We start from the raw sequence: 24,953 nt of genomic DNA, 5'->3' as shown, positions 1-24,953 counted from the left end.
GCTTTTAATATATGTGAAAAGGAACAAAACATGAAAATCAACCAATACATAAGCGAAGCAAAATCCTGCTCAAGACGTGAAACAGACCGCCTTATTAAAGCTGGACGCGTGGCTATTAACGGCGAAATATGTACGCACGGTGCACTCGTGAGCGATGGTGATGTAGTAACGATTGATGGACAGGTTATTGCAAAAGAAGAGAAAGAAAAGGTGTATATCGCCTTTCATAAGCCAGTTGGCATTACTTGTACAGCAGCTGATCATATTGAAGATAATATTATTGACTATATCAATTATCCAGAGAGAATCTTTCCAGTTGGACGATTAGATAAAGCATCAGAAGGACTTATTTTATTAACGAATGACGGCGGGATTGCGAATCAAATTTTACACGGAGATCATGAGCACGAGAAAGAATATGTTGTCACAGTCGATAAACCTTTTACAGATTGGTTTATTGATGAGATGTCCAGCGGTGTAAAGATTAAAGATGGGATGACGAAGCCATGTAAAGTGACGAGGGTTGATCAGTCTACATTTCGCATCGTTTTAACGCAAGGAATGAACAGACAGATTCGTAGAATGAGCCGCGCTTTCGGGTTTACTGTAACAAAGCTAAAGCGAGAACGCATTATGAATATAAAGCTAAATGATCTTCAAGTAGGAAAGTGGCGAGACATTACAGGTGAAGAATTAGAATTATTAATAGGACAGTTATAGGGAGGAAAAATTTTCTCCCTATATTTTTTTGTCAGAAAAAATAAAACTATTGATTTTTTAAAAAATAGCCCATATAATAAAAAACAACAAGTTTCGACAAGATATTTTATAAAAGTAATGATGAGGACATGAGTTGTTTTTTACGATTCTCAGAGAGGGAGGCCTTAGGCTGTGAGCTTCCTAATACGGAAAGACAAACTTACCACCTCTAAACTTCAAGAGTGAACTGCATGATGCATTGTAATTCTTGGCGGATAAAACCGTTATCAATTTACACGAGCTATAAAATGAGCTTATTTCGTTATAAATTCATTTTATTAGAATAAGGGTGGAACCACGATTTCAACACTCGTCCCTTTGTTAGGGACGGGTGTTTTTTGCGTTCTTTTACGGGGAAGTATGCTTGAAAGAGGATATGTGACGGATTTTAATTCAGAATATTTTGTTAATTTATAATTATTATGTAGGAGGTTAGTAGAAATGAAATCATCTTTAAAGTTTTCTGAGATGTTTGCAATAAGTTTAATGTTATTTGCACTATTTTTCGGTGCAGGTAATATGATTTTTCCACCAGCGTTAGGGCAAGGTGCTGGAACGGACGTATGGATCGCGCTGTTTGGTTTTATCGTAACAGGCGTTGGACTACCTTTATTAGGAGTAATTGTTATAGCTTTAAAGGGAGATATTAATGAACTAGCAGGACGTGTACATCCTATATTCGCACTTGTTTTTATCACTGCAATTTATTTATGTTTAGGCGTATTCGTAAGTGTGCCGCGTACAGGAACAGTAGCTTATGAGATGAGTGTTGCACCGTTTTTACCAAGTGAGATAGCTGATCAGTCATATCCACTTGTTATCTTTACATTTATTTTCTTTGCAGTCACTTTCTATTTAGCTTTAAATCCTTCGAAATTAGTGGGTCGTATTGGTAAGGTGCTAACTCCAATATTATTAGCTGTTATTGCAATTATCGTAGGTAAAGCACTTATTACACCAATTGGAGAATTTGGTGCACCGACAGAAGCGTATAGTGCTCCTCTCTTTAAAGGATTTATTGATGGATATTTAACTTTAGATGGACTTGCAGCACTGGTATTCGGAAATGTTGTAATTCATGCGTTAAAAGAAAAAGGAATTACAAATAAAAACAGTATTGCAAAAGTAACAATCTTTGCAGGATTTATTGCAGCGCTTGGTCTACTACTTGTGTATTTAGCACTTGCTTATCTTGGAGCTTCTAGTGTGTCACTTGGAATGGGCGCAAACGGAGGAATTATTTTAACAAATGTCGTGAATCATTTATTTGGTAGCTACGGAACTTTATTACTAGGGATCGCAATTACAGCAGCATGTTTAACAACTTCTGTAGGTATTGTTGCAGCTTGTGGTGATTACTTCTCTTCTTTATTACCAAAGCTTTCTTATCAAAAAGTCGTTTTCATTTTCTGTGTATTAGCATTTATGGTAGCAAACCTTGGGTTAACTCAGTTAAATGCATTAGCATTACCAATCTTAATCGCAATTTATCCAATTGGAATCGTACTTATCGTATTATCACTTGTTGAAAACTACGTTCGTCTTCCATTAGCGATGTATGTGGGTGGGATTGTAGGAGCATTTGCAATAAGTTTCTTTGATGGGTTACACAATGCAAATCTTCAAATTGCAGCGCTAGCACCTATTTTAGATAAGATTCCATTATATAGTGTAGGAATTGGTTGGTTAGTTCCAGGCATATTCGGTATAGGATTTGGTTATATAGTTTCTAAGTTTCAAAAGCAGGAAATTGCTGTAGAAAAATAGAGAAAAGAGGCTTTCTATAATAGAAAGTCTCTTTTTTTGTAAAAAAAGCCGCATATAGAGAAATTTAGATATTAAAAATTTTATACGTAATATAGTTGACAAAAAATTTATGAGTAGGCTAAGATTGACTTAGTTGTGGAAATATTGGAAGGGAAGTGAGGGAAACGGGGTTTCTATAACTATAGTGTTGTTATGGGAAGAGGTGAAAGAAGAGGAGAAGAGAAAGTTTATTTTTTTTGACTTACATTGAGAATGATAATCAATAAATACGTTTTATAATTTTTTCTCAGTTTCTATGCCTTCGTATAAGGAATAGGGTGAGATATTATTTTTAATATTCAATGAGAATGATAATCAATAATGCTTATGTTACATAAAAGAATGCTAATTAAATAATAGGTAGAAGAGATTATTTTTTTCTTATGAATTGAGAATAATTATCATTTTCGGAAAAAGTGAAATGAAAGATAACCAAGGAGGAAACAAGAAAAATGAAAAAGGTTTCTGTATTACCCGCTTTTATTATAACGTTCGTATGTATGCTAGCTTTTCTTGTAATGCCATACGGCAATGCTTCAGCAAAACTAGCTGATGGTACTTACGATATTAATTACGTAATTCAAAAAGCGGAAAATGATTCAGCTTCAATGGCAAATGACTATTTTGAAAAGCCAGCAAAATTAATAGTGAAAAACGGTGAGATGAGAGTACAAGTTCCGATGAATCATAGTGCTTGGATTACAGAATTTAAAGCACCAGAGAACGGAAATTTTGTTGATGCGAAAGTTGTTAGTAAAGATGAATCGGCAGATAAAAGAACAGTAGAGTTTAAAGTAGATGATTTATCCAAACCGGCAGCTGTAAAAATTCATGTTGTTGTACCAAATGCAAACTATGACCACCACTACACAATTCGTTTTGCATTTGATGCAAATGTAAAAGCTGTAGGTGGCGATAATGGCGTAGCTGCTACAACAAAAAATAATGATCAAGCGAAAACAGATACACAAGTAAAAGAAGAGGGAGCAAAAGTAGAGAGTAAGGAAACAGCTAAAGAAGTGAACAAAGAAACAAAAAATGAAAATGGAAAAGCTGAAAAAACAGATAACCCAAAAACAGGCGATGAAGCACGTATTGGATTGTTTGCAGCGTTAATTCTTATTTCAGGTGCTTTCTTAATTCGTAAAGTGAACTTGAGTAAATAAATCTTTTGAAGGGTGATGAATATATGTTTAAACAATTTAAAATGATTATTGCCGTATTTGCTGTTTTATTTACATTTATCGCAACACTAGGTTTACAAGATGCAAAGGCTGCTACAAAACTAGCTGATGGAAAATATAATATTGCTTTTACTGTATGGAAAGGCGATAAAGATGAATCGTCTAGAATGAATAGTTATTTTGAAAGCCCAGCAACATTAACAGTTAAAAATGGAAAACAATATGTTTCATTTAAAGTGAAAGATAGTGCTTCTATTAAAAGTTTCCAAGTAGAAAAAGATGGTCAATTTGTAGAAACAACCGTGTTAAGTGAAAACAAAAAAGATAATACTAGAGTTGTAGAATTTGAAGTTGCTGACTTGTCAAAAAAACTAAATGGCAAGGTGAAAATTAATATTCCAATTATTAATTATAATGCTTCGTATGATATTCGCTTTGTATTTGATGGGAACAGTATTAAATAATTTTCAAAAGGGAGAGGCGTTCCATTGAACAGGTATACAAAAATTATTGTTGCTATGTTTTTAATGATATTTACATTCGTATCAACATTACAACCACTTGTAGTTCAAGCAGCTACCAAGTTGGCTGACGGTGAATATTCAATTGGCTTCAAAGTTTTAAAAGATACATCAGATGAAGAATCGATGATGAATCAATATTCAGTAAGTCCGGGAACTTTAAAAGTGAAGGATGGGAAAAAGAAAGTATCCTTTACATTAACAAATAGTTCATGGATTACGAAATTTGAAACAGAAAAAGCAGGTAAGCTAGTTGCGACAAATGTAATTAGTGAAGATAAAGAAAAAGATACAAGAGTAGTAGAATTTGATGTAGAAGATGTAGAGAAGGTATTAAATGCAAAAGTAAAAGTAGATATTGATTTTTTAAATTATCATCATGAGTACGACGTTCGTATTGCATTTGATCAAAATAGCATTACACCAATTCATGTAGAAAAACCAAATGAAAAAGAGGACCCAGCTAATAAGCCAGATCCAAATGAAACTACCGATCCAGGTCAGAAGCCCGACCAAAAGCCTGACCCAGATCAACAACCAAATTCTAACACAATTACAGATGGTGCGTACAGCATTCCATTTAAAGTGTTAAAAGATCAAACAGATGAAGAATCTAAGATGAATAGTTACATGGTAAATCCAGGAGTATTAAAAGTAGAAAACGGTAAGAAAAAAGCAATTGTAACACTAAAAAGTAGCTCATTAATTAAAAATTTCCAAACGGAAAAAGATGGCGCATTTGTTGATGCAAAAGTAGTGAGTGAGGATAAGGAAAAAGATACAAGAGTAGTAGAGTTTGAAGTAAACGATTTATCTAAAAAACTAAATACAAAAGTATTTATCGAAATGGCATCAAGAAATTATAAGCAAATGCATGATGTACAACTTTTATTTGAACAAGATAAACTTGAACAAATTAAAAATGAAGAGAAACAACCAGAAGCAGAAAAACCAGAAGTAGAAAAACCGGAAGCAGAAAAACCAGAAGTAGAAAAACCAGATGAAAATAAAAAACCAGATGCTGAAACAATTAAAGATGGTGAATACAGCATCAATTTTAAGGCATTAAAAGATCAAACAGACGAAATTTCAATGATGAACACATATACAAAAAGTCCAGGTGTGCTAAAAGTAAAAGATGGTAAGAAGTATGTATCATTTACGTTAACGAACAGTTCTTGGATTACAAAATTTGAATTTGAGAAAAATAGTTCGTTTGTTGATGCAAATGTAATAAGTGAAGATAAAAAAACTGATACACGCGTAGTGGAAGTAGAAGTACCAGATTTATCGAAAAAGTTAAATGCAAAAGTAAAAGTAGATATCGATTCAATGAATTATCACCATTTTTACGATATTCAATTTGCATTTGATAAAGGTAGCATTAAGCCGTTAGATAACCAAGGTGAAAACACCAACCAAGGTGGAAACACCAACCAAGGTGGAAACACCAACCAAGGTGGAAACACCAACCAAGGTGGAAACACCAACCAAGGTGAAAACAACAACCAAGGTGAAAACACCAACCAAGGTGGAAACAACAACCAAGGTGAAAACAACAACCAAGATAATAACACAACAATTGATCCAAAAGCTCTTAAAGATGGTGAATACAGCATTGGCTTTAAAGTGTTAAAAGATCAAACAGATGAAATCTCAATGATGAACATATACACAAAAAGCCCAGGTGTATTAAAAGTAAAAGATGGTAAGAAATACGTATCGTTTACATTAACAAATAGTACATGGATTACGAAATTTGAATTTGAGAAAAATGGTTCTTTCGTTAATGCAAAAGTGTTAAGTGAAAATAAAGAACAAAATACAAGAGTAGTAGAAGTAGAAGTAAACGATTTGTCTAAAAAATTAAATGCAAAAGTAAAAGTAGATATTGATTCAATGAATTATCACCATGTCTATGATGTTCAATTTGTATTTGATCAAGACAGTATTAAAGCTTTAGGGACCCAAGGCGGAAACAACAACCAAGGCGGAAACAACAACCAAGGCGGAAACAACAACCAAGGCGGAAACAACAACCAAGGTGGAAACGACAACCAAGGTGGAAACAATAACCAAGGTGAAAATAATAAACCGAGAGTAATAGTTGATCCGAAAAATTTAGTAGATGGCCAATATGATATTACATTTAAAGTATTAAAAGATAAAACAGATGAGATTTCAAAGATGCATGACTATGTTGTAAATCCAGCGAAATTAATCGTAAAAGATGGTAAAAAATATATTGAGATGGTGCTGAAAAATAGTGCGTGGATTACGAAATTCCAAACGGAAAACAAGGAACTATTCGCTGATGCGAAAGTAGTAAGCGAAGATAAAAATGCAAATACGCGAGTAGTACAGTTTGAAGTAGAAGATCTATTTAAAAAATTAAACGCAAAAGTAAAGGTAGACATCGATGAGATGAACTACCATCATTTCTACGATGTACAAATTCAATTTGATACAAATAATATCGGCGCGTTAGGAACTCTTAAAGAGGAACCGAAAAATCCAGTGACTACACCGAAAGTAGATAATGTAAAAACAGTAGGTACTCCTGATTTTAACCGAAATGCAGATGGTCAGAAGAAAAAAGAAGATACAAAAAATGATTCGAAAAAAGAGAAAAATTCAAAAACTGCAGATACAGCACAACTTGGTTTATACATGGTGTTACTGCTAGGTTCACTTGCTTTACTAGTTCGTAAATATAGAGCAGGTAGATTGTAATTTTTGGAGTCTTGATGCATATTCGCGTGTATCAAGACTTGTTTCATATTGTATGGAAAGGAGTGGTGATTGAGAGTGAAGAAAATTGCAAGTGTACTAATGGCTATTATTTTGTTAATGAGTATAGCCGGGTGCTCATCACCAAAAAAAGAATCAGCAAAGCAGGTAAAGAGTGAAAGTAAAGAGCGCGTTGTTGCAACAACAGTGGCTGTTACTGAAATTATGGATGCGTTAGAAGTAGATTTAGTTGGCGTTCCAACAAGCTCTAAAACTTTACCGAAGCGATATAAAGGTTTACCTGAAGTTGGGAATCCAATGAGTCCAGATATGGAAAAGGTAAAGTCATTAAAGCCTTCAGAAGTGTTATCTGTGACAACACTTGAATATGAATTAAAGCCGGTTTTTGATGGTGTGGGTATGAAAGCAAACTTTTTAGATTTAACGAGTTTGAAAAATATGCAAAGTTCTATTAGCGATTTAGGTAAGAAATATGGGCGTGAAAAACAGGCCGAAGCAGTAGTAACTAAATTAGATAAAAAGGTTGCTAGCATTCAAAAAGAAGTAAAAGGAAAGAAAGAACCGACAGTGCTTATTTTATTAGGTGTGCCGGGAAGTTATTTAGTAGCAACAGAGCATTCTTATATTGGAGATTTAGTGAAACAACTAGGTGGTAAAAATATTGTGCAAGGTGAACAAGTAGAATATTTAGCTTCTAATACAGAGTATTTAAAGAAAGCTGATCCAGATATTATTTTACGAGCAGCTCATGGTATGCCTGATGAAGTTGTAAAAATGTTTGATAAAGAATTTAAAACAAATGATATTTGGAAACACTTTGCTGCGGTTAAAAATAACCGTGTTTACGATTTAGAAGAGCGTTTATTTGGAACGACAGGCAATTTAGCAGCAATTGAAGCGTTAGATGAATTGAAAAAAATGATGTATCCGTGATGCATTTTAATATAAAGGAAGAGTAGAATGAATAAAAAAACTTGGAGTTTCCTCATTGTTACTGCATTGCTTATTGTTATGGCATCATTGTCAGCGATGAAAGGGAGTTTAGAAGTAGGTATTGTTGAACTTGTACAAGGGATATTTACAGGTGGAAATGAAGATGTTGAAGTCATTAAAGATTTACGTTTCCCGCGTATTATTATTGCGTTGTTCACTGGAGCGGCTCTCGCTGTTTCAGGTGTGCTTTTTCAAGCTGTTATGAAAAATCCACTCGCCGATGCTGGAGTAATCGGTATATCTTCAGGAGCAAGTTTTATGACACTCGTTATTATTACGTTGTTCCCGCAATTCTTTTTCTGGACACCTGTATTCGCCTTTTTAGGTGGTGCGCTTGCATGTTATCTCGTTTATTCGTTTTCATGGAAATCAGGATTAAGCCCGCTTCGCATTATTTTAATTGGTATTGCCATTAATGCAATGTTTACTGGATTAAATGAATCATTCGTTACGATTTGTGGATATTTTATTAAGAGTATTAAGCAAACGACGACTTCTAACATAACAATGAAGACGTGGGGCGATGTAGAAATAATGGTGACTTATGGAACGATTGGTCTTATTCTTGCTCTGTTCGTAGGAGCTTGGTGTAACTTATTATCGCTACAAGATAAGACTGCGAAAAACTTAGGCTTGCACGTGACGAGAGTTCGTCTTATTATTTCTGCCATTGCAGTACTCTTAGCGGCAGTATCAACAGCGATTGCAGGTGTTATTGCTTTTGTAGGATTACTAGTTCCGCATATTTCAAGACAATTAGTCGGTTCAGACCATAAAGTATTAATTCCATTTTCTGCTCTTGCAGGGGCGTTATTAATTTTGACGGCAGATACGATTGGAAGGTTAATTGTGCCACCTAACGAAATTCCAGCAGCAACAATTATGGCGGTTATTGGTGGTCCATTCTTAATATTTTTGCTTAGAAAGAGTGATAAAGTTCATGGAAATTAAAAATGTAACCTTTTCATACGATAACGTAACAAATCGTTTAAAGTCTGTTAGTAGTGAAATAGAAATTGGGAAAATTACAACAATCATTGGACCGAATGGATGTGGGAAATCAACATTACTTAGTGTCATGTCTAGAAACCACGCTCCTAGCAGTGGAGAAGTAATACTTGATGGGAAAGCGATTAGTGAATATAAACCGAAAGAGTTTGCTAGAAAACTAGCGGTTGTCCATCAACAAAATGAGGCTCCAGCAGATATTACAGTGGAAAAGCTAATAAGCTTCGGGCGTATGCCATATAAAAATATATTCTCTTCGCAAACAGATGAAGATAGAGAAGCGATTGAGCGTGCGCTAGTATGTACGAATTTACAAAGTAAGCGTGATAAGCCAATTTATGCTTTATCTGGTGGAGAGAGGCAGCGAGTTTGGATCGCAATGACATTAGCTCAAAATACACCAATGCTCTTCTTAGATGAGCCGACCACATATTTAGATATTTACTATCAGCTAGAAATATTAGAGTTAGTGAAAGAGTTAAATGAAGTGCATGGACTAACGATTGTAATGGTATTACATGATATTAATCAAGCCATTCGTTATAGCGACCATATTATCGTTATGAAAGATGGAGAAATCATTACGAAAGGTAATCCTAATGATGTAATAACAGAAGAAATGGTTAAAGCAATATATGGTGTAGATGTCATTGTAAAGCAGGATGAAGATACCGGATTGTACATGGTACCTATGGGAATCTAAAGGCTGAGCATAATCCGTTTTGAGGTGATAATTTGAATAGTAAGAAAGGACGGAAAAAGAATTCTTTTTTTCAACGCATACTTACAATTGTGTTTTTAGGAATCTTTTTCTATTCAATGTATGAGTTGGGCGGGATTTTCATGGATTATTATGAAAATCGTAAAGTAATGGCTGAGGCACAACATATTTATAAAAGAAGTCCAATGGAAGAAAAATCAGAAGATGGAGAGGTACGTAAACAGTTTCAGGATCTCCAGAAAATTAATCCAGAGATAGTCGGATGGATTACGATGGATGATACACAAATTAATTATCCAATCGTTCAAGCAAAAGATAATGATTACTATTTATTTCGTAATTATAAAGGTGAAGATATGAGAGCGGGAAGCATTTTTATGGACCATCGTAATGATGTGAAATCTCAAAATCGAAATACGATTTTATATGGCCATCGTATGAAAGACGGTTCTATGTTTGGTAGTTTAAAAAAGATGTTGGATGAAGACTTTTTTATGTCTCATCGTAAATTATATTACGATACATTATTTGAAGGATACGACGTGGAAGTTTTTTCAGTATACACGACAACAACGGACTTTTATTACATTGAAACGGATTTTGAAAATGATGCAGCATATACATCGTTCTTAAAGGAAATTCAAGAAAAATCACTGTACAAAACGGATACGGAATTGACGGCTAATGATGAAATCGTAACACTTTCTACTTGTGACTATGCGCTTGATCCAGAGGCTGGAAGGCTAGTTGTACATGCAAAATTAGTAAAAAGAAATTAAAGAAAAAAGTATAGAATATGAGAAGTGATAGATAACGCTTCTCATATTCTATACTTTAAAAAAGGACTGTTTTTACTGTGCTGCAGCCATTGGCATACGTACAACTTTTACATCATAGTAAGTAATGTTATTATCAAGAATATATTCTGGCATTCCGCCTTGATGTGAGTGAGCATCTTTAAATGCAGCGCTCTTTGTCCAACCTTGGAAATCTTCTTTTGCATTCCAGCGAGTGCTAATTGTTACTTCATCATAATCAACTGTATTTTGCGTTAAAAGAACTTCTAGACCTAAAAAGCCTGGCATCGTTTCAACTTTACCTACTTTATTAAAACGCTCAATTAATTTATGTCCATTTCCCTTTGTAATTTTAGCTGTATTTGTAACGATAATCATGTTTATTCCTCCTATAAATATAGCCTTTATTTTCGAGAACTCATATACATTAAATGATAATGAAAATCATTATCATTGTCAATGCTAAATGTGAAATATAAAAGTTTTTTATATTATATTGGACAGTAAGATTTCCAGTTCAAAATGTAGTAAATATGTGGCAGTTAAGCGAGAGAATGAGCGAGTTGTACTAGCAAAGCAATAATATGGTATAGTGAAACGAGGCTGTTTTTTCAGTCTCGTTTTTTAAATGCTTCCTGTAGAGAAAGCATGCAAATGGAAAGGAAGTTATTATATGCGATCAGAAGTAACTGTAAAAATAAAACCGAAATTTATAAAAGAAATTAAAAGTGGATATCCGCTTATTTTAAAAGATGCGATTCAAAATTTAAATGATGTTCGTGAAGAAGGAACAATCATTAAAGTAGTAGATGAGAAGAATCAATTTATCGGAAAAGGCTATTATGGAAAACAAAATAAAGGATACGGCTGGATTTTAACGAGAAAAGAGAGTGAACAAATTAATCAATCTTTCTTTGAAAGTAAAATCAAATCTGCCTTACATAAACGAAAGCAATTTTACAAATCAAGTGATACGACAGCATTCCGTGTGGTGAATGGTGAAGGTGATGGTCTTGGAGGACTAATTATCGATTATTATGATGGCTACTACGTAGTAAGTTGGTATAGTGAAGGGATTTACACTTTCAGAGATGAGATTATAGCAGCTCTTCAAAAAGTAGCAAACTTTAAAGGCATTTATGAGAAAAAGCGTTTTGATACGAAAGGGAAATATATTGAGGGGGATGATTTCGTAGCAGGAGAGCGCGGCGAGTTCCCACTTATCGTAAAAGAGAACGGTGTAAACTTTGCGGTTTATTTAAATGATGGGGCAATGGTTGGTGTATTTTTAGATCAACGTAACGTTCGAAAACAAATTCGTGATAAATATGCAAAAGGAAGAACAGTGTTAAATATGTTCTCTTATACAGGTGCTTTCTCTGTATTTGCAGCGCTTGGCGGAGCGAGCAAAACGACGAGTGTGGATCTTGCAAATCGTAGTTTAAGTAAAACGATTGAGCAGTTTAGTGTAAATGAAGTTGATTATGAAGCACAAGATATTATTGTAGAAGATGTCTTTCTGTACTTCAAATATGCAGCGAAGAAAAAGATGAAATTTGATATGGTCGTACTTGATCCTCCAAGCTTTGCACGCTCAAAGAAATATACATTTAGTGCAGCGAAAGATTATAAAAATTTATTAAAAGAAACAATTGCTATTACAGAAAATAACGGGATTATCGTTGCTTCTACAAATTGTAGTGCGTTCGATATGAAAAAGTTTAAAGGCTTTATCGATACGGCATTTAAAGAAATGAATGGCAAATATAAAATATTAGAAGAACATTCTTTACCAGAAGATTTCCGTACCATTGATCAATTTAAAGAAGGAGACTATTTAAAAGTAGTTTTCATCGAGAAAATTAAAGGGTAATAAAGAAAAGGAGCTCGAGTTTACTTGAGCTCCTTTTCTTATTGAACGATATTTTGTACTCTACCGACTTGCCCGTCTTGCAATCGTACTTTAATGCCATGCGGATGGGAAGGGGAGTTTGTTAAAATATCTTTTACAATTCCACGTGTTAATTTGCCGGTGCGTTGATCTTGTTTTAATACAATATCAACTTCAAGACCGGGTGCGATATTAGAACGTTTTTGTCCGTTCATTTACACACCTGTACGTCTACGTTGGTTGTTTGTCTTTTTCGTTTGTTGATTTTGTAGTTTTTTTGTTTCTTGGCTTTGATTTTTTGCATTTTGACCATTTCCATTTCCTTGCTTTTTCTTAGCAAGTTGTTCACGCATTAAATCAGCTAAGCTTACTTTTTTGTTTTCTGACATGATAAGTCTCCTTTATATAAAGTTAATTATGAACTATCGTAGTAAATTTCATCATATCATTGTTATGGAAGGAAGGGAAGTTGGTTTGAAAATTCATATTATTCTTCACAGTGTTCATTCGTTACGATACAATTAGCATGTTAATGTTTGTAAAAAGGGGATAGACATATGTCACATCATATTTTATTAGTGGAAGATGATATTTCAATTCAAGAGATGGTGGAAAAGTATTTAATAAAAGAGGGCTTTCAAGTTACAATCGCGTCTGATGGAGAGGAAGGCGTGAACACATATTTAAAAGGTTCATTTGATTTGATTATCCTCGACATTATGATGCCGAAGCTAGATGGATTAGAGGTTGTACGTATTATTCGTGAAAAAAGTGCAGTTCCGATTTTAATGATGTCGGCAAAAGATACAGATGTTGATAAAGCTGTTGGATTAGGACTTGGAGCAGATGATTACATTTGTAAGCCGTTTTCTATGATTGAATTGGCTGCACGTGTAAAAGCAGGTATTCGGAGGTCTACGAAATACTCGGCTACAGAAACAATAGAAAAAATGATTCAAATTGGTGATTTAACAATTGATCCAATTAATTTTACAGTTGAAAAAAACGGGAAGCCTCTCAAACTCACTTTAAAAGAATTTGAGATTTTAAAGCTATTCGTAAAGAACCAAAATCGTGTATTTACAAAAGCGCAAATATATACGTTAGTTTGGAATGAAGAGTATTACGGTGACGATAACGTTATTAATGTTCATATGAGAAGATTGCGTGAGAAAATCGAAAGTGATCCATCTAATCCAGAATATATTAAAACGTTATGGGGCATCGGCTATAAGTTGGAAGTGATGTAATATGGTCAATTTGTTAATAGGTATTATTTTTATATTGTTATGTGTTATTTATATGCAATATAGAATGAGAAAAAATAGTAGTAAAAATTTACGATACACATATGAAAAGTTAGAAAGTATTGTAAATGACAAAACAGGCGAGACGTTACTCGTTATGACAGATGATCTAGAATTGCAAAAATTATTAGTGGCAATTAATCAATTATTAGATGCAAAACAGAAAACGAATGCAGATCATGCAAAAGTAGAAATTTCGATGAGAAAAATGCTTTCAAATATTTCGCATGACTTGAAAACACCACTAACAGTTATTCTTGGATATACAGAAATGTTAAATAAGGATAAAACGATAAGTAAAGAAGAACAGCAAATATTACTTGAAAAAGTGCATACGAAAACACTAGAAGTGATGGAGTTAATTCATAAGTTTTTTGACTTGGCAAAATTAGAATCTGGTGACAAAGCAATTGAAATGACAAAAGTAAATATGAATGAAGTTTGCCGCGAGAAGATTTTATCTTTTTATGATTTAGTGACGACGAAAGGTTTTCAGGTTCATATTGATATACCAGAAAGAAATATATACGCACTTGGAAATGTAGAAGTATTAGGTAGGGTATTGAATAATTTAATATCAAATGCGATTACATATGGAGACGATGGAAAGGCACTTGGTATGACGTTAAGAGATGATGAAACGAGTGTGTATATAGACGTATGGGATAAAGGAAAAGGGATTGATGAATCTCATATTGATAAAGTATTTGAGCGTATGTACACACTTGAAGATTCAAGAAATAGATTGTACCAAGGAAGCGGTCTAGGATTAACGATTACGAAACGGCTTGTGGAAGTGATGGACGGAAAAATTCATCTCTCTAGTAAACCGTATGAAAAAACAATTTTTACAATTGTATTAACAAAGATGCAATTTTAGCTTGTAGAGCAGTAGATTCTACAAGCTTTTTTTCAGCGTAAGGAATTTGTAAGAAACGGGTAAGAAAAAAGAGATTTCCGTTGTCTATTATAGAAATATAGAGTATTGCGAAAGGGGAAAGTAACATGACATATATATTAAAAACAAACCAGTTAACGAAAGTGTTTAAAGGGAAAGAAGTTATTTCCGGTGTTAACATGCATGTGAAAAAAGGAGAAATTTACGGTTTTTTAGGACCAAACGGTGCTGGTAAAACAACGATTATGAAAATGATTACAAATTTAATAAAACCGACGAGTGGTGATATTGAAATCTTCGGTGAGAAATTAACAGATACATCTTATGAAGTATTAAAAAGAATGGGGACAATTATTGAATACCCAATCTTTTATGATAAATTAACGGCGAAAGAAAACTTAGACCTGCATTGTGAATATATGGGCTACTACGATAAAAATGCAATTGACCATGCTTTACATTTAGTGAAACTACAAGGGATAGATAATAAAAAAGTAAAAGATTTTTCATTAGGAATGAAACAACGACTCGGTATTGCAAGGGCAATCGTGACAAAGCCAGAATTGCTCATTTTAGATGAACCAATTAACGGTTTAGATCCAATTGGTATTAAAGAGTTACGAGAGTTATTTAAAATGCTCTGCAAAGAATATGGCATTACATTATTAGTGTCTAGTCATATTTTAGGTGAGATGGAACTAATGGCGGATACAATTGGTGTGATTCAAAATGGAAAACTAATAAAAGAAGTTTCAATGAAGAGTATTAACGGAAAACAAACAGAGTATATTGAAATTACTGTTCCTGATGTGAAACGTGCAGCTTATATTTTAGAGGATAAAATTGGTATAAAAAATTACAAAATAATGAGCGGAAACATGATTCGGGTTTATGAAGTGGCGGTGACACAGCAAGCCATTTCAAAAGCACTTATTATGAACGATGTGGAAATTGAAAGTATTAATAAAAAACATAGTTCCTTAGAAGAATATTTCTTAAATATAATGGATGGAGAAGGTATTCATGCTTAATGGACTGTGGCTGAATCTGGTAAGTGGATTTATCGTAATGCTAATAAGTGGAATTTTATATTATAGAAAACCAGAGCGGAAATAGTTGTTGATTCTACTAGTGATAGGAATGTTAAGCTTCGTTACTGCTGGAATTAGAATGTTAGCAGCGTAGAGACAGGTATAAAGAATGGAGGCGTAATTTATATGTTTAAATTAATGAAGCTCGAATGGAAGAAACATAAATTATCTAGTTACTTTAAAGGGGTAGCAATTTGTATTATAGCAATTTTCGCTGCAGTAAGCCTTATGGCATTGGGAATGAAAGCCGAGGAAGACATGCTCTTCTCTGACTTCACACAGAATATGGCTTTAGTAAATATTTTTATTAGGATAACATTCATTATTTTTAGTTCGGTCATTTTATCACGTTTAGTAATTGATGAGTATAAGAATAAAACGATACAACTATCATTTATGTATCCGCTTCAAAGGAAAATGCTAATGAGTGCGAAATTAACAATTGTTTTTTGTTTTTGTTTTGTGAGTACCATTATCGCGACTTTCATTATTAGTTTGCTCGTATATTTTTTGAGTCCAATGATGGGACTGATTGAAACACCTGCTACGATAGGTGAAATAATAGCTATCGTTCCAGCTACTATTATAAGTGCATTTATGATATCTGGTATAAGTTTAATTCCTTTGTTTTTTGGAATGAGAAAGAAATCGACACCGACAACGATTACTTCGGCAGTAATAATTGGTATGCTGATTAGTGGTAACTTTGGTCCTGGAAACGGTCAAGTAAGTATGTTTGATTTTATAGCTATCCCAATCGTGCTCTGTTTATTAGGAATTTTCATTAGTTATCTATCGTTTCGTAAAATTGACAAGATAGATGTGGCGTGAAGTAAGCCTAAAACAACAACGAACTGGGGTATAAATGGTGAAAAAAATAATAGTAATTGCAATATTATTCATTACAATTGCTAGTGCGGTTTTTGGTTTCAAGGTATTTCAGGGGAAAGATTTTAAGAAAGAAAAGTCTTTTGATATAAATAATATAAAAGCAATAGAAGTAGACAATGAAAATTGGAATCTTGAGTTTAAAAGTACAGACGCTAATAAAATAGTAATTTCTGCTCAAGGTGAACAAGCAGATAAAGAGATAGATCCTGTCAAAATAGAAAATGACGAAAATAAAATTGTGATTAAGCAAAAACAAAAGGTGAACAGATTTTTTTATGGTTTTACGTTTAGAAAGAAAAATAGTATATGTGTAGCTATTCCGAAGAAAGAGATAGATAAAATTGTATTAAATAATAAATCGGGTGATGTGAAAATAAACGATATAGTAGTAAAAAGCATCGTGACAAAAGGCAAATCTGGAGATGGAATGATTACAGGACTATCGGCAGAGAAGGGTGAATTTACATCCGAAAGCGGAGATTTAATGTTAAAAGATAGTTCATTACAAGAAGTAAATATAACTTCCACTACTGGTGATAATTACGTGAAAAATGTAAAAAACGAAAATATGAACATCACTTCAACATCTGGGGAAGTATTACTGAAAGATATGACAAAAGGAAAATCATTATTTGTAGAAACAAAATCAGGGGATATTGGCGTACGGTATAAAGGTGTCCCGGCATCATTGAAGCTTATGGCTAAAAGTAATTTGACTGACGTAATAGTGGATTTAAAAGGACTTAAGAAAGATAAAAATACAGAAAAGATAAAAGAAGGAACTATTGGTGATGCAAAAAACGAAGTGAAGATTTTAAGTAAAACAGGGGTAATTTATATTGATTAAAGTTTAAATGAAAGGAGGACTATCATGCTACGTCTTATGAATCTAGAATTGAAGAAGTTTAAGTTTGGATGGTATGTGAGGGGAGCAGTTATTGCAAATATCATTATACTGGCATTATTAATCTTTGTTAGTTTCATTGCACAAATAGAAGGAGATCCAGAAATAAGAGATCCGCAGATGATTTTGCTAATGGCTAGTACAATAGTAAGAGCAACATTTATTATTTTTGGTAGTGTATTAATAGCAAGGTTAATAATTGGCGAATATAAAAATAAAACAATACTACTCATGTTTTCTTATCCCATTAACCGAAAGAAAATGATGGCTAGTAAGTTGGCTATTACAGCGATAGTAACATTTATAACAGTTATTGTATCTAACATTTTAGTAGTAGGAATTTTCTTTGGGATAGATAGTTGTTTTTCAATTCTTCCTAATTCATTCACAGTAGATCAATTGGTGCAAGAAGGAATAAAACTAGTTCCTTTAGCCATTGCAACTGCGGGGATGAGTTTAATCCCATTATATTTCGGAATGCGTAAACGTTCAGTGCCAACTACAATTGTTTCATCTCTTATCGTTGTCTCAATTGCAATGAATACCAACCCAGAGTTTCCTACAGCAACTTTACTTCCCCTTCAACTAGCACTCGCAGCAATTGGAGTTGTGATTGCATATTACGGCATTAAAAATATAGAGAAGGAAGATATAACTGTATGATAAGAATATGTGAAAAAGAGTTGGCGTTACACCAACTCTTTTTTGTATATGTACGCTTCGTTACTACTCTGTAAATTTAGAGTGTGTGCTTAAGTACTTTTGCACTTCTGGAGAAATGTTAAAGTTATTAGGACTTTTATATTCGATAGTAAACTCGCCGTCGGTACTTGTTTCAAAGGAGATTGCATAGCTATTCATTTTAGCATCGTAAGAAGTATTTTTGACTTCTGCATCTAGATTAAAATATTTTGTAATATACTCTTTTGAGTCCGTAATTGCTGCTTGTTTTCCCCAAGGGGTACCATAATAGGTGAAATAAAGAGATACACTAATAACTCCAATAATAGAAGTTAGTAAAATAGTTCCCATAGCTATTTTTTTATTTTTTGTATTCAATTTGGTTACTCCTCTTCGTAATATGTATTCATTTTAACCTATCTTTTCCATAAAACAACCATTAAGAAAAAATAGTTTCACATGAAACAAGTTACAGAAAAAGACAAGATATGTAAACATCTTGTCTTTTTTGTCGTTACATTTTAGGAGCTTCCATTCCAGCCGCAGCCCATTCTTCTTTTGCGGGGCCATATACGCCAGGAACTGTTAAGCCAGCTTGTCGCATTAAAACCGTCATTTGTCCGCGGTGGTGATTTTGATGATTAATGAGTGTCATTAAAAATATAGAATTCGGCATAGGGCGACCAAAGAAGTCATTAATAGTAGCTAAGTCTTTATCAGTCCATTTACTTTGAAGTGTTTCAACAAAAGCCGCGTTTACTTTACGGTATTCATCTGCAATTGTTTTTGCAGAAGTTGGAACAGGATAATCTTTCGATTCTCCTTCAAACTTTAGCCCTGTGCCAGATAGTATAACAGGAATTGCCGTCACGATGTGCCAAGCAACTCTACCTAACGTCCAATGTTCAGGTGCAATTTCCTGTGATAAAGATGCATCGGTTAATGAATCAAGCATTTTCTGAGTAGACTCTGCTTCGTATGTCCATGATTGCAAGAAGCCTTCAATTGTTTGGTACATTATTGTTATCCCCCTCTACTTATGTTCATAGATTAAGTTCGAGAAGAAATGACAAGTTCCCTTTATGTTTTAATGATGGTATTTAAAATTTTATATATAAATTTTATGATACTATTGAGTGTATATAGAATTATATTAATTTAGGGGGATATTATGAAAAGATTGATTTTAGGAATCATAATTTTATTTTTAATGGTAGGATGTAGCAATGAAACCTATAAAAAAGCAATGGATCAAGGGAAATTGGCGTTAGCGAGTAAAGAATATGACACGGCAGTAGCATCATTTGAGCTAGCATTAGAAGAGAAAAAGGATGATAAAGAAGCAAAGGTATTAAAAGACCAAACTACTAAGATGATAAGTTCGATAAAAGAGAAATCGAGTGGAAATATAGAACAAGCAATAGGTTTGTTTCAAGAAGTAGAAAAGATGAAAGATGGTTCCGCAATCCTTCAAAGTCAAGCGAAAGAACAAAAAGATTCGCTCATAGAGCATAAAGAGTTAAAAGGTCAATATATAGGTCAATTGGAAAAGGCAGAGAAGTTAAAGAATGATAAAAAGTATGAAGAGGCTAAAGGGATAGTAAATAAAATTGTTAACGATACTGGCCAAAATCAACAATTTATTTCGGAAAATCAACGGGCCGAAGAGCTGAATAAGCAAATAGATGGCTTACTAACTCAACAAGCAGAAGTTAAGAAAAAAGAGGCTGATATTGGAAAGTTAAAGGGGTCTTGGATGTCATCAGAAAGTACAGACAGGCCAGTTGGGTTGGAAATAGAATCTATTAATAGTGAGAAAACAGGCGGAGAATTTATGGAACATAATATTTTTGGGAAAGGGACTACTATAGGAGACTTTCGAATATTAAGTGTGGACCAAGGGATTATTTCCATAGAGCTTGTATTTTTAATGGGAGAAAGAAAACAGAAGGTTGATTTGAAACTTGAGGAGAACACATTAACTGTACATCATGAGTTTATGGGAGGGACTAAATCTGTGAAATTAGTGAGATCAGAGTAATTTATCCCGCTATTCACCTGCAGTAAAATTCCCACCTCAAGATTCGGCTGGAGCAAAGAAGTTGGGTGGGAGATCCACTGCTCATAAAAGCCCAATTGGTTTGGGTTAATAATCAGTGGGGATGAAGAACCCCCCCACTAATTAAAGTTTCACTTTATTTAGTATATAAAAAGGAGGCTTCTAAAACGAAGCCGTCTTTTAATTAACCTTCTTCCCACTCTTCCTCATCAACCATAAGAAATAAGGCGCTCCAAGTACAGCGACGACAAGGCCAGAAGGGATTTCTTTCGGATATGCGATTGTACGTCCAAGTAAGTCAGCAACAGAAAGAAGGATTGCTCCAAATAGTGCTGAACAAACGAATAGTCTTTGATGGTTCATACCAACAACAATTCTTGCTAAGTGAGGTGCGACAAGGCCTAAAAAGGCAATTGTACCGACAGCAGCGATATTTACTGATGCAAGTAGTGTCGCTAGCACAATTAGAGCAAGACGTGTTTTATTTACTGGTTGCCCAAGTCCAGTTGCTAGATCGTCTCCCAGTACGAGAACGTCAAGTTGTTTTATTAAGAAAAAGATAATGAATACAAGAATTAGAGATGGATATAGAATGATATTTTCTAAGTGATTCCACCCTCTTGCATACGTACTGCCAGATAACCATGTTAAAGCAGCGGCAACATTCAAATTGGCTCTAACGATAAAGATTTGAATAATTGCTGAGCCAAGTGCAGAAATACCAATCCCTATTAAAGCAAGAGCTGTGGGGCTAAACCCTGATTTCCATGAGAAGAAGAGGACAATTCCTACTGCAAGTAGTCCACCAATAAATGCACCAATTGGTAGGAAGAAACCAGGAAGTGCAGGAAAGACATACATAACAGTTAAAGCACCGACACCAGCTCCCGATGAAATACCAATAATAGAAGGATCGGCAAGTGGATTTCGTAATATACCTTGGAAAACAAGCCCACTTATTGCAAGGCATGCACCAGCAATAGCGGCAACGAGCATTCTTGGTAATCGAAGATTCATCATCATGTTTTTGTCAAATTGTGTTAATTGACCTGATATAACATTTGTAATGCTTTCGATATAAGCGTTACTACCGATTGTAACACCAAGAGCAATCGTCACAATACAAAGTGTGATAGATATAATGATTACCTTTTTATAAGAGTAATAGCGGGAACTAGCTCCAGCTGCATTCGCACCGTTATCATTCATATATTGTTTCGACTTCATCATTCGATAAACTAAGTAAATAAGCCAAGGAGATCCAATCATTGCTGTGACTGCCCCAACAGGAAGTTCTGCACCGGTTGGATCTATTAATCTACCGACAACATCTGCTCCAAGCAATAATACTGCCCCCCATAAGAAAGAAGAGAGAAGAAGAGTAAAGTGTTGACGGTATCCGATAAGGCGCATTAAATGAGGTGCAACTAAGCCGACAAATCCAATTGGTCCAACAACAGTAACAATTACTGCTGTTAAAAAGATTGCAGCAATGAAGGCGATAAGACGTGTTACTGCTGTTTTTTCACCAAGAGAAACAGCAACATCATCACCAAGTAAGAGAATGTTGAGTTTACGAGATATAAATAGTAAAACTAGGAAAGAAATAATGATAAATGGAAAAGCAAATTGAACGCCATCCCAGTTATTTTGAATAAGAGATCCAGCTCCCCATAAAAATAAACCAGCTGTTTCATTTTCATAGAAAAGCTGCATCGTTCCGGTAAAGGCAGAGAGCATTAATGTAACGACCATACCAGCTAATGCCATTCTGAGTGGGGTTCCCTTTTTTCCACCAGAAATACGGTATACAAATAAAGCAGTAATAGCACCGCCGATAAATGTGAACAGAAGAGAATTAATTTGTAAACCTTTCGGTAAGAAAATTGTAGCCACTACTAGAAAGAAATATGCGCCAGAGTGAATACCCATTGTACTGGATTCAGCAAGTGGATTTTTCGTTAACGTTTGTAAAATAACCCCTGATGCAGCAAGAGCGCCTCCAGCTAAAATGGCAATTACGGCTCTAGGTAATCGAAGCATGATTAAAGTTTGATGTTCTAGCGATTGGTTCGGTGAGATAAGAGCATCAATAATCATACTATAGGAAATGTTTGCTTGACCTTGTCCGATATGAATAAAGAAAAGGAGGAGCAAGAGAGCTGCTCCTCCTCCGAATACAAGACTTGCTCGAAGTGTACGTTGTAAGCTATTCATTGTGTAATCACTTCTTCGCTGTCATTACATCTGCTACTTGTGTTGCTAAAGATGTTGCAGACTCAGGACCACCGAAAATCCAAGTGTCGCCTTTTAATTTATACATTTTGTTTTCTTTTTTGAACTTTAATTCTTCCCAAGCAGGGTTGCCTTTTAGTTGCGTGTCAAAAATGTTATCTTCATCCGCTACAATGTAAATGAAGTTTGAATCTTGTACACTTTGTAATGATTCTACAGTTGTTTGTTTAAAACCATCTGGCTCAGATTTTCCTGCTTCAAAAGTATTTGTTAAACCTAATTTTTTTGTAACTTGTAAAGCTAAAGAATTGTCAGTTAAGATACGGAATGTTGGTACGTTTTTAGCAGTAAATGCTTGTGCCATTGCGATGTTTTTATCTTTTAAGTCTGCTTTCTCAATTTTTGCTTTTGCATCAGCGAATGCTTTATCCATATCAGCTAATACTTTTTTACCTTCTTCTTCTTTTCCAACTGCTTTTGCAATTTGTTTAAATGTTTCTGTCATTTCAGCAAAGTGATCGTTATTGCTTGTTGATGGATCAAACATAACTGTTGGTGCAATTTGCTCTAATTCATTTTTAATTGCTTTACCACGGAATGAAGCTGTGATAATTAAGTCTGGTTTTAAACGGCTAATTTCTTCTAAGTTTGGTTGTTGACGTGTCCCTACATCTACAACATCTTTACTTGGTTTTGTTTTTGTATTTACCCATTTATTATAATTCTTAATGTCTGCCATCCCTACTGGCTGAACACCAAGTGTTAATAAGTCTTCTGAATATACCCACTCAAGTACAACTACTTTTTTCGCTGGTTTATCTAACTTCGTTTCCCCTTCAGCGTGTTTAATTGTTATAGCTTGATTTTTATTGTCCGCTTTTGTTTCTTTTTTCTCCTCTTTTTGCTGTCCGCATCCAACAGCGAATAGAAGAACTACTATGAAAATACTGAGAATTTTCTTCATCTTTTGCCCCCAAATTAAGTGTTTTTTATAACTAGCACCATAAGTGAAAATGGTTATCAATTACAACACCCAAATCATACTATGAGGGTATTTTAAGTGTCAATATATTTTTAAAATTTTGACGAAAAATAACAAATTATATGAATTTTTATATATTATAGTCGTTATTTATCCCGCTATTTATCCCGCTATTTGTCCGGCTGTAAGATTCACATCTCAAAATTTGGATGGAGCAAAGAAGTTAGGTGGGAGTCGGGCTGATTAAAGTTTCACTTTATGGAGAGTAAGTCTCTTTACTAAAAATATTGGCGAATGTGAAAAGTTTAAATGGGAACTTGGCTGTGTACGAAAGTGTAATGTGTATGGTTAATAATCTGTGGAGAGGGGGCGAAAGTACAAGCAAAAGGAGTGAGAATCGCATGTAATAATTACTAGAATGTATGGAGGAAATCTGTGTTTTATCCCCGACTAGGCAAAGTATTTCTTTGTTATTTAGATAGGTGTTTTTTAATTCGGTGATTGCGCTAAAAAGATCGAATGTAAAGGAAGTGATCAACATGTCTTCATGGAGCAATAACATAAATGGATATTGTGGGTGTAATAATCAAAATGGTGTACATGTTGATTCATGCTGTTTTAGTTGCGATGGGACAGTTCCTAAGGTTGGTCCGACAGGTTCAACAGGTCCAACGGGAGCGACAGGTCCAACGGGAGCGACAGGTCCAACGGGAGCGACAGGTCCAACGGGAGCGACAGGTTCAACAGGCCCAACAGGAGCGACAGGCGACACAGGTCCAACGGGAGCAACGGGTCCAACAGGAGCGACAGGAATAACAGGAGCAACGGGTTCAGCAGGTCCAACGGGAGCGACGGGAATAACAGGAGCAACGGGTTCAACAGGTCCAACGGGAGCGACAGGAATAACAGGAGCAACGGGCTCAACAGGTCCAACGGGAGCGACAGGAATAACAGGAGCAACAGGCTCAACAGGTCCAACGGGAGCGACGGGAATAACAGGAGCAATAGGCTCAACCGGGGCTACAGGTACAAGTATCACGGCGACATATGCATTTGCAAATAATACCTCAGGAACAGCGATATCAGTACTTCTAGGTGGAACGAATGTCCCGCTTCCGAATAATCAAAATATTGGTCCAGGTATTACGGTTTCCGGGGGAAATACAGTATTTACGGTTGCAAATGCTGGAAATTACTATATTTCATATTCGATTAATATAACGGCTTCATTATTAGTTAGTTCACGGATTACAATCAATGGAGCACCACTTGCCGGAACAATCAATTCTCCTGCTGTAGCGACCACATCATTTAGCGCAACAATCATTACAACTCTTGCAGCAGGAGATGCTATTAGCTTGCAATTATTTGGTTTGTTAGCTGTCGCAACATTATCAACAACTACTCCAGGAGCAGTGTTAACGATAATAAGATTGAGCTAAGCCATAACTCTCTTACTCTTTTAAGATTAAGA

The 24,953-nt window shown here is 34.7% G+C and carries 25 protein-coding genes and 1 other annotated feature; of the genes, 18 read left to right on the top strand and 7 right to left on the bottom strand.

Annotation, left to right across the window (positions count from 1 at the left end; genetic code table 11):
• Positions 1 to 30: 30 nt before the first annotated feature.
• From NST90_RS21500 to srtB, 9 genes are all read left to right on the top strand, one after another.
• Positions 31 to 720: a 23S rRNA pseudouridine(2604) synthase RluF gene (locus NST90_RS21500; RefSeq protein ID WP_046393017.1), complete on the top strand. Its 690-nt coding sequence runs from the start codon at positions 31 to 33 to the stop codon at positions 718 to 720.
• Between the two features lie 108 nt (positions 721 to 828).
• Positions 829 to 1,080 (top strand) — a binding site (T-box leader).
• Between the two features lie 120 nt (positions 1,081 to 1,200).
• Positions 1,201 to 2,526, top strand: coding sequence for a branched-chain amino acid transport system II carrier protein (gene brnQ / locus NST90_RS21495; protein ID WP_242266036.1), 1,326 nt, complete (start codon positions 1,201 to 1,203; stop codon positions 2,524 to 2,526).
• Between the two features lie 491 nt (positions 2,527 to 3,017).
• Complete coding sequence (gene isdC / locus NST90_RS21490; protein WP_000757948.1) at positions 3,018 to 3,731, top strand: heme uptake protein IsdC; 714 nt, start codon at positions 3,018 to 3,020, stop codon at positions 3,729 to 3,731.
• 23 nt (positions 3,732 to 3,754) lie between these two features.
• Positions 3,755 to 4,213, top strand: a complete 459-nt coding sequence (locus NST90_RS21485) for an NEAT domain-containing protein (RefSeq protein WP_000476164.1) — start codon at positions 3,755 to 3,757, stop codon at positions 4,211 to 4,213.
• A gap of 24 nt (positions 4,214 to 4,237) precedes the next feature.
• Entirely contained in the window at positions 4,238 to 7,003 is a 2,766-nt protein-coding gene (locus tag NST90_RS21480; protein ID WP_339200616.1) for an NEAT domain-containing protein, read from the top strand.
• Between the two features lie 69 nt (positions 7,004 to 7,072).
• Positions 7,073 to 7,954, top strand: coding sequence for a heme ABC transporter substrate-binding protein IsdE (gene isdE / locus NST90_RS21475; protein ID WP_002098036.1), 882 nt, complete (start codon positions 7,073 to 7,075; stop codon positions 7,952 to 7,954).
• A 27-nt stretch (positions 7,955 to 7,981) separates the two neighbouring features.
• Positions 7,982 to 8,965 carry an iron ABC transporter permease gene (locus NST90_RS21470; RefSeq protein ID WP_086411783.1) on the top strand — a complete coding sequence of 328 codons (984 nt, stop codon included), beginning with the start codon at positions 7,982 to 7,984 and terminating at the stop codon, positions 8,963 to 8,965.
• The gene (locus NST90_RS21465; RefSeq protein ID WP_044306745.1) at positions 8,955 to 9,725 is read left to right on the top strand and encodes an ABC transporter ATP-binding protein; all 771 of its coding nucleotides are present in this window, start codon (positions 8,955 to 8,957) and stop codon (positions 9,723 to 9,725) included. Before NST90_RS21470 ends, NST90_RS21465 begins: the two co-directional genes overlap by 11 nt.
• A gap of 32 nt (positions 9,726 to 9,757) precedes the next feature.
• Positions 9,758 to 10,522 (top strand): class B sortase, encoded by a 765-nt coding sequence (gene srtB, locus NST90_RS21460; protein WP_001086122.1) that lies wholly within the window; start codon positions 9,758 to 9,760, stop codon positions 10,520 to 10,522.
• 72 nt (positions 10,523 to 10,594) lie between these two features.
• On the opposite strand, the gene isdG is transcribed toward srtB, so the two are convergent.
• Positions 10,595 to 10,918, bottom strand: a complete 324-nt coding sequence (gene isdG / locus NST90_RS21455) for a heme oxygenase (RefSeq protein WP_000587820.1) — start codon at positions 10,916 to 10,918, stop codon at positions 10,595 to 10,597.
• A 295-nt stretch (positions 10,919 to 11,213) separates the two neighbouring features.
• Here isdG and NST90_RS21450 point away from each other — a divergent pair, with 295 nt between their 5' ends.
• Positions 11,214 to 12,413 (top strand): class I SAM-dependent rRNA methyltransferase, encoded by a 1,200-nt coding sequence (locus NST90_RS21450; RefSeq protein WP_001255971.1) that lies wholly within the window; start codon positions 11,214 to 11,216, stop codon positions 12,411 to 12,413.
• Between the two features lie 38 nt (positions 12,414 to 12,451).
• Here NST90_RS21450 and NST90_RS21445 read toward each other — a convergent pair whose 3' ends face one another.
• Both NST90_RS21445 and NST90_RS21440 read right to left on the bottom strand, forming a co-directional pair.
• A complete protein-coding gene (locus NST90_RS21445; protein WP_001014310.1) occupies positions 12,452 to 12,646 on the bottom strand; it encodes a YwbE family protein in 195 nt (64 codons plus the stop codon).
• The gene (locus tag NST90_RS21440) at positions 12,647 to 12,820 is read right to left on the bottom strand and encodes a hypothetical protein (protein ID WP_001293578.1); all 174 of its coding nucleotides are present in this window, start codon (positions 12,818 to 12,820) and stop codon (positions 12,647 to 12,649) included.
• A 168-nt stretch (positions 12,821 to 12,988) separates the two neighbouring features.
• Between NST90_RS21440 and NST90_RS21435 the strand changes: the two genes are divergently transcribed.
• From NST90_RS21435 to NST90_RS21410, 6 genes are all read left to right on the top strand, one after another.
• On the top strand, positions 12,989 to 13,681 hold the full coding sequence (locus NST90_RS21435) for a response regulator transcription factor (protein ID WP_000018029.1): 693 nt from the start codon (positions 12,989 to 12,991) through the stop codon (positions 13,679 to 13,681).
• Between the two features lies 1 nt (position 13,682).
• A complete protein-coding gene (locus NST90_RS21430) occupies positions 13,683 to 14,618 on the top strand; it encodes a HAMP domain-containing histidine kinase (protein ID WP_000247679.1) in 936 nt (311 codons plus the stop codon).
• A gap of 125 nt (positions 14,619 to 14,743) precedes the next feature.
• Positions 14,744 to 15,667, top strand: coding sequence for an ABC transporter ATP-binding protein (locus tag NST90_RS21425; protein ID WP_242266033.1), 924 nt, complete (start codon positions 14,744 to 14,746; stop codon positions 15,665 to 15,667).
• A 186-nt stretch (positions 15,668 to 15,853) separates the two neighbouring features.
• Positions 15,854 to 16,558 carry an ABC transporter permease gene (locus NST90_RS21420; RefSeq protein WP_000475534.1) on the top strand — a complete coding sequence of 235 codons (705 nt, stop codon included), beginning with the start codon at positions 15,854 to 15,856 and terminating at the stop codon, positions 16,556 to 16,558.
• Positions 16,559 to 16,592: 34 nt separating this feature from the next.
• Positions 16,593 to 17,465 carry a DUF4097 family beta strand repeat-containing protein gene (locus NST90_RS21415; RefSeq protein ID WP_242266031.1) on the top strand — a complete coding sequence of 291 codons (873 nt, stop codon included), beginning with the start codon at positions 16,593 to 16,595 and terminating at the stop codon, positions 17,463 to 17,465.
• Positions 17,466 to 17,489: 24 nt separating this feature from the next.
• Complete coding sequence (locus NST90_RS21410; protein ID WP_000945223.1) at positions 17,490 to 18,185, top strand: ABC transporter permease; 696 nt, start codon at positions 17,490 to 17,492, stop codon at positions 18,183 to 18,185.
• A 63-nt stretch (positions 18,186 to 18,248) separates the two neighbouring features.
• Here the strand turns inward: NST90_RS21410 and NST90_RS21405 are convergent, their stop codons facing one another.
• Complete coding sequence (locus tag NST90_RS21405; RefSeq protein WP_025709897.1) at positions 18,249 to 18,581, bottom strand: hypothetical protein; 333 nt, start codon at positions 18,579 to 18,581, stop codon at positions 18,249 to 18,251.
• A 136-nt stretch (positions 18,582 to 18,717) separates the two neighbouring features.
• Positions 18,718 to 19,221, bottom strand: a complete 504-nt coding sequence (locus NST90_RS21400; RefSeq protein WP_000284973.1) for a DinB family protein — start codon at positions 19,219 to 19,221, stop codon at positions 18,718 to 18,720.
• A 153-nt stretch (positions 19,222 to 19,374) separates the two neighbouring features.
• On the opposite strand from NST90_RS21400, the gene NST90_RS21395 reads away from it, so the two are divergent.
• The gene (locus NST90_RS21395) at positions 19,375 to 20,244 is read left to right on the top strand and encodes a hypothetical protein (RefSeq protein ID WP_046393015.1); all 870 of its coding nucleotides are present in this window, start codon (positions 19,375 to 19,377) and stop codon (positions 20,242 to 20,244) included.
• A 198-nt stretch (positions 20,245 to 20,442) separates the two neighbouring features.
• Here the strand turns inward: NST90_RS21395 and fhuB are convergent, their stop codons facing one another.
• Complete coding sequence (fhuB, locus tag NST90_RS21390; RefSeq protein WP_044306747.1) at positions 20,443 to 22,479, bottom strand: Fe(3+)-hydroxamate ABC transporter permease FhuB; 2,037 nt, start codon at positions 22,477 to 22,479, stop codon at positions 20,443 to 20,445.
• Positions 22,480 to 22,486: 7 nt separating this feature from the next.
• Complete coding sequence (locus NST90_RS21385; protein ID WP_025709894.1) at positions 22,487 to 23,461, bottom strand: iron-siderophore ABC transporter substrate-binding protein; 975 nt, start codon at positions 23,459 to 23,461, stop codon at positions 22,487 to 22,489.
• A gap of 557 nt (positions 23,462 to 24,018) precedes the next feature.
• Between NST90_RS21385 and NST90_RS21380 the strand changes: the two genes are divergently transcribed.
• Positions 24,019 to 24,921, top strand: coding sequence for a collagen-like protein (locus NST90_RS21380; RefSeq protein WP_339200603.1), 903 nt, complete (start codon positions 24,019 to 24,021; stop codon positions 24,919 to 24,921).
• Positions 24,922 to 24,953 lie beyond the last annotated feature (32 nt).

It is taken from the genome of Bacillus sp. FSL E2-8900, assembly GCF_037966225.1.
GTDB classification, from domain to species: Bacteria; Bacillota; Bacilli; order Bacillales; family Bacillaceae_G; genus Bacillus_A; species Bacillus_A cereus.
Note: the sequence above shows the minus strand (reverse complement) of the source record. Positions and strands in the feature narration are given on the sequence as shown.

Coding starts and splice junctions, on each gene's coding strand:
- NST90_RS21500 (WP_046393017.1), top strand. CDS start 31: ATGAAAATCAACCAATACATAAGCGAAGCAAAATCCTGCTCAAGACGT.
- brnQ (WP_242266036.1), top strand. CDS start 1,201: ATGAAATCATCTTTAAAGTTTTCTGAGATGTTTGCAATAAGTTTAATG.
- isdC (WP_000757948.1), top strand. CDS start 3,018: ATGAAAAAGGTTTCTGTATTACCCGCTTTTATTATAACGTTCGTATGT.
- NST90_RS21485 (WP_000476164.1), top strand. CDS start 3,755: ATGTTTAAACAATTTAAAATGATTATTGCCGTATTTGCTGTTTTATTT.
- NST90_RS21470 (WP_086411783.1), top strand. CDS start 7,982: ATGAATAAAAAAACTTGGAGTTTCCTCATTGTTACTGCATTGCTTATT.
- NST90_RS21465 (WP_044306745.1), top strand. CDS start 8,955: ATGGAAATTAAAAATGTAACCTTTTCATACGATAACGTAACAAATCGT.
- isdG (WP_000587820.1), bottom strand. CDS start 10,918: ATGATTATCGTTACAAATACAGCTAAAATTACAAAGGGAAATGGACAT.
- NST90_RS21450 (WP_001255971.1), top strand. CDS start 11,214: ATGCGATCAGAAGTAACTGTAAAAATAAAACCGAAATTTATAAAAGAA.
- NST90_RS21445 (WP_001014310.1), bottom strand. CDS start 12,646: ATGAACGGACAAAAACGTTCTAATATCGCACCCGGTCTTGAAGTTGAT.
- NST90_RS21440 (WP_001293578.1), bottom strand. CDS start 12,820: ATGTCAGAAAACAAAAAAGTAAGCTTAGCTGATTTAATGCGTGAACAA.
- NST90_RS21435 (WP_000018029.1), top strand. CDS start 12,989: ATGTCACATCATATTTTATTAGTGGAAGATGATATTTCAATTCAAGAG.
- NST90_RS21430 (WP_000247679.1), top strand. CDS start 13,683: ATGGTCAATTTGTTAATAGGTATTATTTTTATATTGTTATGTGTTATT.
- NST90_RS21425 (WP_242266033.1), top strand. CDS start 14,744: ATGACATATATATTAAAAACAAACCAGTTAACGAAAGTGTTTAAAGGG.
- NST90_RS21420 (WP_000475534.1), top strand. CDS start 15,854: ATGTTTAAATTAATGAAGCTCGAATGGAAGAAACATAAATTATCTAGT.
- NST90_RS21415 (WP_242266031.1), top strand. CDS start 16,593: ATGGTGAAAAAAATAATAGTAATTGCAATATTATTCATTACAATTGCT.
- NST90_RS21410 (WP_000945223.1), top strand. CDS start 17,490: ATGCTACGTCTTATGAATCTAGAATTGAAGAAGTTTAAGTTTGGATGG.
- NST90_RS21400 (WP_000284973.1), bottom strand. CDS start 19,221: ATGTACCAAACAATTGAAGGCTTCTTGCAATCATGGACATACGAAGCA.
- NST90_RS21395 (WP_046393015.1), top strand. CDS start 19,375: ATGAAAAGATTGATTTTAGGAATCATAATTTTATTTTTAATGGTAGGA.
- fhuB (WP_044306747.1), bottom strand. CDS start 22,479: ATGAATAGCTTACAACGTACACTTCGAGCAAGTCTTGTATTCGGAGGA.
- NST90_RS21385 (WP_025709894.1), bottom strand. CDS start 23,461: ATGAAGAAAATTCTCAGTATTTTCATAGTAGTTCTTCTATTCGCTGTT.
- NST90_RS21380 (WP_339200603.1), top strand. CDS start 24,019: ATGTCTTCATGGAGCAATAACATAAATGGATATTGTGGGTGTAATAAT.